The following is an 8,030-nucleotide window of genomic DNA, read 5'->3' as shown; positions in this document are numbered from 1 at the left end:
TTTCGCCATCTTGTTGGATGGTTGGGGTGCGGTCACGCTTCGCTTTCTTCCCAAGCATCGGTTGGGATGCCATGTGGGACATGGCCTACGGGAGGAGCGATTCTTCGGGCTGGCTTTGGGTGGCTTCGGGCGGTTGGGGTGGCGTTTCTGTCAATCCCCGCTGACATCTTTGGTGATGAGCGATCCAATGCATCGCTTCGAATCCGATGTCACAAGCAACCGTATGAAACCTGACAAACACAACGATGGTCGCTCCGTGCGTCCAAGGTTCGCGAACTTTCCCTTCGACCCTTCTGCCGTGCCATTCTTCTACGGAACGGTGGTTTTGGTGTGCGGAACCTTGGGGGTGTTGGCGAGCGCGCCCGGGCAAACTGTTGGCGTGTCGGTCTTCACTGATTTTCTGATTGAGGCTCACCAACTGTCGCGAAGTTGGATCAGTTTTGCGTATCTGTCTGGGACGATCGGCAGCGCATTGTTGATCAGTCGCGCTGGTCGATACTACGATCGCTTCGGGGGACGCTGGGTGTCTGCCGGTTCAGCAGCGATGCTGGCCATTGTGTTGGCGGCGATGAGCTTTTCGGATGAGATCGCTCGGGCAATCGCAGTGCTTTTGCCGGAGAACTATCGCGATGGCGTCTCGTTTTCCGTCTTGACGCTCGGCTTCTTTGCGATGCGTTTCTTCGGGCAAGGCATGCTGACGCTGTCGTCTCGCAACATGGTATTGGAGTGGTTTGAACAGCGGCGCGGGATGGCACTCGCGTTCATCGGTATTTCGATTGCCTTTGGGTTTTCGATCACCCCCGCTTGCTTTGAATGGTTGATTCAGCGTCGTGGGTGGTCTTGGGCGTGGCAGACGATCGCCATGTTGGTGGGCGTGTTCGCCATTGTTGCAATTTGCTTCGCTCGGTCGCGGCCCGAGGATCATGGGATGGTTCCCGATGGTCCGTTTGCAAAAGAAGACCGCAAGACACACGCGGAAACGGTCAGCGGTCGGCAATTCACGCTATCCGAAGCACGGCGCACCTATAGCTTTTGGGTTTTCACGTTTAGCGTGGTTCTGTCCGGGCTGATACTGACTGCGTTTTCTTTTCACGTCGTGTCGATCTTTGCCGACGCCGGGATGTCGCGTGCTCGAGCGGTGGCGATCTTTGTGCCCGCCGCTTGCGTGAGCGTGGTTGTCGAGTTCGCTGGCGGTTGGCTGAGCGACTTTGTGAAATTGAAGTACCTGGCGATGGTTCAATCGCTCGGCAGTTTGATACTCGCGTTGAGCTTGGCGTTTTTAGGAGACAACGTTTCGATCGTGTTTGTCGTGTTGGGCATGGGGCTGATGCAAGGCATGTTTGGAATCATCTCCGGCGTCACCTGGCCTCGCTTTTATGGCCGCACGCACCTGGGAGCGATCTCTGGGTTTTCGACATCCATCGTCGTTGCCGGAACCGCGATTGGGCCGTACTTGTTCAGCGTCGCGCACGACCAAGTCGGTGTCTATCGACCGGCGACGTTGTTGTGTGCCGTCGCTGCCGTGGTTCTGATCGCAGCGTCCTGGCGAGCCGATCGGCCAGCGTGAGCGAAGGCGTTCACGATTTGCGTTGGAAGAAGTGTTTTCGAAGGATGTCCGCCGCCATGAATGCAGAACCAATCAGCGTTCCTGTCACATATCCCCAAAACATACCGACGAAGACGATGGGTAAGTATTGAGTGATGTCGTGACCTCGCGGCGTAGGTGACGCATCCAGAGTTCGAGTGACCGCGATGACAACAACAAAGAATGTCGCCCCAGCCAACGCTGAAGCTAGACGAGGCCGTTTTTCTTGAAAAAAGAATGCTTGCGCGAAAGCGATGATCGCGATGAAGACAGCCGCGAGCGCGGCAAAGGCAATCGATGCACGGATGAATTGCAACAAGGCAAAGATCACGGCGTAGGCTGCTGTTGCAACCAGAATCGTTGCTAGATCGAACTGCCGCTGAGCTGAGTAAAGCCGGGCGCGAACGTCTTCGTCGGGATCGGAAGACATGATTTGATCAACTCCAGTTCCCTGTCAGTTTACTGTGTTTGCATTCGTCTCGCTTCGAGTTCGGTACAGGAATGCATCGGAGGTCAGCAGCGATACCAGCAGGGCTTTCATACTTCCGTTGTTGTCTCGGTATGCTTGATGGGCCGCTTGTAAAACGGGGGCGTCGTTAAGCGTTTCGTTTCGCCCCATCCAGAAGCGGAAGGCATGACGAACAAACACTTGCTCCGCTCGCTCGCTTTCTGCGAGACGTTGGATGAGCTCGATCGCATTGGCGACTTTCCCGTCCAGCGTAGGATCGCCTGAATCGATGATCTCGCCAGTGGTGTCGACGGGTTGGCGATGTTCAGTTTCGCGATACAGTCCCGCGTGGTTGTACATCTCAAATGGAAGACCAAGCGGATCCATTTTTCGGTGGCAGGTCCAGCAATACTCTTCGCGTGTGACTCGCATCCGTTCGCGAAGCGTGGTGCGGGGTTCGTCGGGCAACATCGCGTCGACAGTGATTGGGACATCGGGGATCGCACCGCCGATCAATCGTTCTTGGATCCAGCGGCCTCGGCGAATCGCGTGGTTGTCCATCGCATCGGAGTGTGAGACCAGCCAACTGGGATGAGTCAGGATGCCGAGTCGCTCACCTTCGGGAGCAGTCGCCAGTACGCGTTCGGGTTTCATCGATCCGCGACCAAAGCTGCGGCGGCTGACACGAGCGTAGATGTCCGGGCCGTTCAGCTTGGCTTCGGTGACCGCATGGTTGACCTTAGGCTTCTTCGGAGCGTTCTTCTTGCCCGGTGGTTCTTTTTCCGGGTTGGCTTTTTTCCAAGCGGCCAACTCAATTGCAGCTTTCTTCGCGGCGGCTTTTTCGGCGGCAACGGAGGCGGCCATTTCTTCCCGCGAACGTTGCTTGCCGAAGTACGTGTTGTCGTACTTGCCAGCCACCACCTTGTCGGTCGTTAGCAGCCGCTTCAGAACCTCGGTGTCTTCGGCGAGGATCATTTCAATCAAACGGTCCGTGCTGGCGGTCGCATCGAACATGGCGTTGTAGTGAGCGACGCCTTTGTTGTTCACTCCCGTTTCGCCCAGCGCCCGGGTGTCTTTGCAGATGTAGCCCGCAAGGTCATAGCCAAAGTACTCACGGAAGAATCGCAGGATCCTCGGTTTTCGAATGCTGTCATCCTCCAACATTCGTACGACTTCGCGTTTGACGTCGTCGCGTGTTCGCATGCGTCCATCGACGATCGCACGTCGAAGAGCATCATCGGGTTGGAGGTATCGGAGCGCGTGGTTGACGGCCAACCCCAATTCCCAATCCTGCAGCATGACTCGGCCATGGCTGTCTGGTTCGCCGCTTTCGACCAACTCCGGACGAAAAAGAGCGTCGCGGTCGAGGAAGATCGCTGACAGACCAAGAACGGCACCGTCTTTTTTGCCGAGCTTTTCAATCGACTGATCCACAATTTCAACGTAGGTGTCCGATTCTGCTTTGCTCGGTGGGCGAAAAGTCAACGCTTCGAAGAGGAAATCAACCGCGGCCTGTTCGTTCGCTTCATTGATCTCTTCTGCTTCGAAGAGGTCGTAGACCGGCGTCAAAGGACGCATGACTTCGGTGCTGTAGACCAAACTGGTCGGCAACCCACGCAGGTCCCCCTTCATTTTGTCCGCGATCGAGTTGGGGTCATCGGTGATCTGGTATGGCTCGGCGATGCTGAGTGGACCTTCGGCCATGTAGCGAATGATGTCGCTGGCGATGCCCATGATTTGCGTCGCTTCGGCGCTGTTGACGGTGTAGAAGTCCGGGTAGTTTTCCAGCCCATGGTCTCGGGCCGTCGACAAGACCGCGGGAACGCTTTTGACCGAAGTGGCGTAAGCGACCGTTCCGCCCTGCCATTTGATGATTCGATCGACACCAAAGTAGAGCTTCAGTTCGCCGCCGTGATTGGTGGGAACAGCGTCCCCGTGTGTTCGAAGCCCCGGTTTGGATGGATCGTAGTCCGGTTCCGTGTTGATCAACTCGTTCAAACGAGTGATGTGCTCCTGAGGTGTGACCCGCCAGATTCTCGCGGGTGAAGACGTTGGTTGAAGTTCGATTCCATCGGGCAACGAACCAAACAGCAAATCGTGATTCAGGAAGTTGCCTTTGTTTGGATCGCGATGAGCGTGGAACCCGCCTTTGTCCTTCAGGGCTCGGGAAAGTTCGTCGACGATCCAGTCGGAAAACTTCAGCCGTTCAATCACTTCCGGTTGAGACATGTCAGGCGGGGGCATTTCCTGCAGGCTGACTTGAGCCCAAACACTGGTCCACACACTCGCATTGATGTCGTCGACGGGTCCAAGGTTCTCAAGTGACAGATCGCCTTCTGGATCCGATTCGCCGTGGCAATCAATGCAGTAGTCGGCCAGGAATGTTTCCGCCATCGCGGAGTAGTCTTGGTCGATCGGTTGGCCCGGCGTGTAGGTTTCCGCTTGGGCAACGGAGCCGAGGCTGAGCAACACGAAAAGACTTGTGAGCAGCCGACAGCGACTTGTTGGAGATTGCTTCCACATCGCTACGCCAGCACTTCCTTGAGCGGACCGTTGCTGTCGTCATACTTCTTGGCCATTTTGTCATCCATGTTGAAGCGGTCAATATTTTGGCCCGCCGCCCGCAACAGCGATGTGTACAGAGCATTGATCGGACGTTTGCCTTCCACTTGGGTGAAGCATCCGCTTTTGAATGCACCGTCGAGATTGCCCAGCAGCATGACTGGCCAGTTCGCACCGTTGGTATGTTGTTTGTCGGCGTTGTTGCTGGTGTAAACGATCAGAGTGTTGTCCATCATCGTGCCGCTTCCTTCCGGCACGCTGTCGAGTTTCTCCATGATCCGGACCAGCATGCGGCTGTTGTACTGCCGGATCTTGATCCAAATTGGATTGTCGGGTTGATCCATGTGGCCCAAGTTGTGGCCTTGCTGTTCAATGCCCAGTCCTTTCCAAGCACCGAAGATTTCGCCGCGTCCGGAACCGATCGTCAGCGTGTTGGTGATACCGGACGAGAGAGCCGAAATACCAAGGTCAAGCAAACGGTCGTGCCAATCCGTTTCGAACTCGGGATTGCTGTATCGCTCATCCACTTTCGGAGCGAACTTCCGCAAGTGATCCGAAACGGTGTCGAGTCGATCACGCAATCCGTTGACGTCCTGGAAGCCTTGGACATATTGTCCGTAACGTTGTTGATCGGAAGGGGGAAGTGATTGGCCTTTGCTCGCCGCGAGCAGTTCGACTTGGCTGAGTACACTGGAACGAGCTTCGTGCTGGCGTCGAATTTCACCCGATGAAATGCCGCCGTACAGCATCTGGTACAGATGATTCGGATTGGAATGCATGAAGATCGGCGATCCCGCACCGCTGGCAGACAGCGTCGCGATGGTGGGCTTCGTCTTCATGTTCTCGATCGAGTCCATGCCAATACAAAGATGCGGAAGCAGCGTCTGTGGAAGGGCCTTGCTCAGTTCATAGTCGATCGTTGATGCACTCGGCGGAACACCGTCGCTCCCACGATAGCCACCCAGTGCGCCGAAGAACGCACTGTGCGAGGGGCTGGTGTGCATTCCGTGCAAACCGTTGATGATGTGCAGTCGGTCTTTGTAGGGCTCCAACGCACTGATGGGCTCTGGCAGTTTTGCCTTGCCCAAGGAGCCGCTGTGTTTCATCCCCGCGGGAATGCAGGTCTTGGGATCGAATCCCTGGTTCTGCATGAAGAAGATGATTCGTTTGGGCGTCGCGTTCGGCGTCGGTGACGCGAGCAAACGCTGCGGCAAAATCGGAGCACCGAGTGCGGCACCGGCGCCAACTGCCAGTCCCTGCAGCAGATTTCTACGACTGATCATGATCGAACTTTCAACGTGTTGCACGGTCGATTGTTTTGAGTCAGGAGGTCGGTCGGACGGGGATAACCGACCAATGGATGCATCGGAAAATCATGCGGCTCACGGGCCACCAACGTCCGAGCATCCATGCCGAAGCCGCGCAGGCGGGCTCGGTGGTGATATGACGATCAAGGGGGGAATTGGGGTGGGGTCTGCCGAAACTGCTCGTCAGATATCTATAGCCTAGCCATCCCGTGGCCCGCCGCAACAGAGATTCCGCCGTGTAAATGCGTTGGGTTCGAGAGAACTCGCTTTCATGAGGATACCGGAAGCGGAAATTCCCATGTGGGAATCGAGGCAGAAAAAATTGGTCGGAACCAGCTGCGCCGGTGGTGTGTGCGCCGTCAAGACCTTGAAATCAGGTTCCGAGGCATTCGATTCGTAATGTGCGAAGCAATTTGAACGTCGATATGCTCGATACGTTTTCACTGCAATCGTCTAGCGTCCCGTTGATTTTGATGACCGTGCCGCCTTAGATGCGGCTACTCAGACGCCAACCGGGGTCAACGCCCATCGGCTGATTTTTGTCATTCGGTATACGACTAAATCAACACTTCGTTAGTGATTTTCCAGTCGTCCCGGAGTAACAAGACACGTCCGGAGAAATATCATTCCTTCGACCGCAGCCATAGCGAGGGTTGCAATCAATGCGCTCACAACGGACTGAAATGCGGATTCCGTGTTCATGCTAAGCCGAAGGCTTGCGTACCAGTACAAATCGGCTAGTGCCGCTGTAAGGACGAGCGAGATCACGAACCGGGTGATGGAACGGAACGCGGGCTTTGATCGCGGGCTCGTGCAAACATAGGCAGCCAACGCGGCTCCCTTCGCATCCAGAAATTCATAGCCGAATGAACTAACGATCCAATCAACGACAAACGTGGCTGCCCAGGCGAAGATATACCGGGACACGTATCTTGAGGTCGATGTGTCGTCGAGCGAACGAATGTCAGCTGTGGTTGTGAAGCGATGCACCATGAGCTTTTCATTCAACATTGTCATACCGCAAGATCCGATGATTGCTATTCGGCGGTGACTTTCGGCAAAGTCTCGAAGCCATTGGCACCGATGACGTTGAACCCACCATCATCGTTCCCGCGAGTGAACCCGTCGTACGCATCACGAGCGAGGTAGATCCTGAGTGTGTCGCCCTCCGCAGGCAAACCGCGGTGCCCAGACGTTGACAGTGGAACGATCGTTTTGCCGATCCAGCGTCGTTTCCAATACCTCGCATACAGCGGGCGGTCTGGAGCAATTGCGTCGCCCTTTTCGACATCTTTGACTCGAACTTCGGCAACGTAGTGTGTGTACTGCCAATCATTCCTCTTTTCGCCACGTTGATAGACGCGGGAAACGGTCCCCGTGATAACGTGCGTGGCGGTCTCGCGAAGTTGCTCCGGTGACATGTTCGCTTTTTCGCCACTCGCCGACGGTGAGAAAGCGACCAACAACAGCACGACCAGAGGCGAAGTGATTCGAAACATTTGTGTCTCCCAATGTGTGCAGATGCAAACATTGTATCGCTGTGGATCGGCGATGTGGGAAATTAAGCGATTGATGACCGGGCGAGCGAAACTGTTTCGGTCTCTCGGTCTTCCTGCGGGATCCGTTCCGCGCTCGAACTTGTTCGGCTAGATGTTGACTGTTTGCTCCGTGGCAGACGTTTCATCGAGCCGAGAAAATGTGTGGGCTCATTTGGTTTTGGAGCCCCGTGCTGTGTGAGAGATGCGAAGACGGCATGCGAACCAGATAAGCCCAGCGATGATCACGACGGGCATCAGGGCGACGGTGGTACTCAGCGAGTAGTTGATGTCACGTGCGAGTTCGTCCGGGAGCGGTGACCTGCTTGTTTCGCTGGCTGAGCGGAATGCTTTGATCATCGTGTAAACCGTGCCCAGCGGACCGATGAAGATGCAAAGGATTGCGATCCAACCAGAAACGCTTTTCAATCGGTGAGTGGTATTCTTCATCGCAGCAGACCTGATGGGTGATGCATGTGATCTGGGAAATAGAATGAACCACCAGTTCTCTCTTGGACAGAGGTCGTGCAGTTTTTAAGTGCTGTGCCAGTGACGCCTTAAGAACCCCGCCCGAGCAGCGGGAGGGGGCGGAA

At 55.6% G+C, this 8,030-nt stretch carries 6 protein-coding genes; 1 reads left to right on the top strand and 5 read right to left on the bottom strand.

What is annotated here, in order from left to right; translation table 11 throughout:
• Positions 1–175 precede the first annotated feature (175 nt).
• Entirely contained in the window at positions 176–1,567 is a 1,392-nt protein-coding gene (locus tag RE6C_RS15350) for an MFS transporter (RefSeq protein WP_052034978.1), read from the top strand.
• 10 nt (positions 1,568–1,577) lie between these two features.
• Here the strand turns inward: RE6C_RS15350 and RE6C_RS15345 are convergent, their stop codons facing one another.
• The 5 genes from RE6C_RS15345 to RE6C_RS15320 form a co-directional block, all read right to left on the bottom strand.
• Entirely contained in the window at positions 1,578–2,015 is a 438-nt protein-coding gene (locus tag RE6C_RS15345) for a hypothetical protein (RefSeq protein ID WP_008657905.1), read from the bottom strand.
• Between the two features lie 24 nt (positions 2,016–2,039).
• Positions 2,040–4,505 carry a DUF1588 domain-containing protein gene (locus RE6C_RS15340; RefSeq protein ID WP_008657903.1) on the bottom strand — a complete coding sequence of 822 codons (2,466 nt, stop codon included), beginning with the start codon at positions 4,503–4,505 and terminating at the stop codon, positions 2,040–2,042.
• A gap of 53 nt (positions 4,506–4,558) precedes the next feature.
• Complete coding sequence (locus RE6C_RS15335) at positions 4,559–5,878, bottom strand: DUF1552 domain-containing protein (protein ID WP_008657902.1); 1,320 nt, start codon at positions 5,876–5,878, stop codon at positions 4,559–4,561.
• 1,061 nt (positions 5,879–6,939) lie between these two features.
• Entirely contained in the window at positions 6,940–7,401 is a 462-nt protein-coding gene (locus RE6C_RS15325; protein ID WP_008657900.1) for a hypothetical protein, read from the bottom strand.
• A 207-nt stretch (positions 7,402–7,608) separates the two neighbouring features.
• Entirely contained in the window at positions 7,609–7,887 is a 279-nt protein-coding gene (locus tag RE6C_RS15320; RefSeq protein ID WP_008657899.1) for a MotA/TolQ/ExbB proton channel family protein, read from the bottom strand.
• Positions 7,888–8,030 lie beyond the last annotated feature (143 nt).

This window comes from Rhodopirellula europaea 6C (assembly GCF_000338295.1).
GTDB classification, from domain to species: Bacteria; Planctomycetota; Planctomycetia; order Pirellulales; family Pirellulaceae; genus Rhodopirellula; species Rhodopirellula europaea.
Note: the sequence above shows the minus strand (reverse complement) of the source record. Positions and strands in the feature narration are given on the sequence as shown.

Coding starts and splice junctions, on each gene's coding strand:
- RE6C_RS15345 (WP_008657905.1), bottom strand. CDS start 2,015: ATGTCTTCCGATCCCGACGAAGACGTTCGCGCCCGGCTTTACTCAGCT.
- RE6C_RS15335 (WP_008657902.1), bottom strand. CDS start 5,878: ATGATCAGTCGTAGAAATCTGCTGCAGGGACTGGCAGTTGGCGCCGGT.
- RE6C_RS15320 (WP_008657899.1), bottom strand. CDS start 7,887: ATGAAGAATACCACTCACCGATTGAAAAGCGTTTCTGGTTGGATCGCA.
- RE6C_RS15350 (WP_052034978.1), top strand. CDS start 176: ATGAGCGATCCAATGCATCGCTTCGAATCCGATGTCACAAGCAACCGT.
- RE6C_RS15325 (WP_008657900.1), bottom strand. CDS start 7,401: ATGTTTCGAATCACTTCGCCTCTGGTCGTGCTGTTGTTGGTCGCTTTC.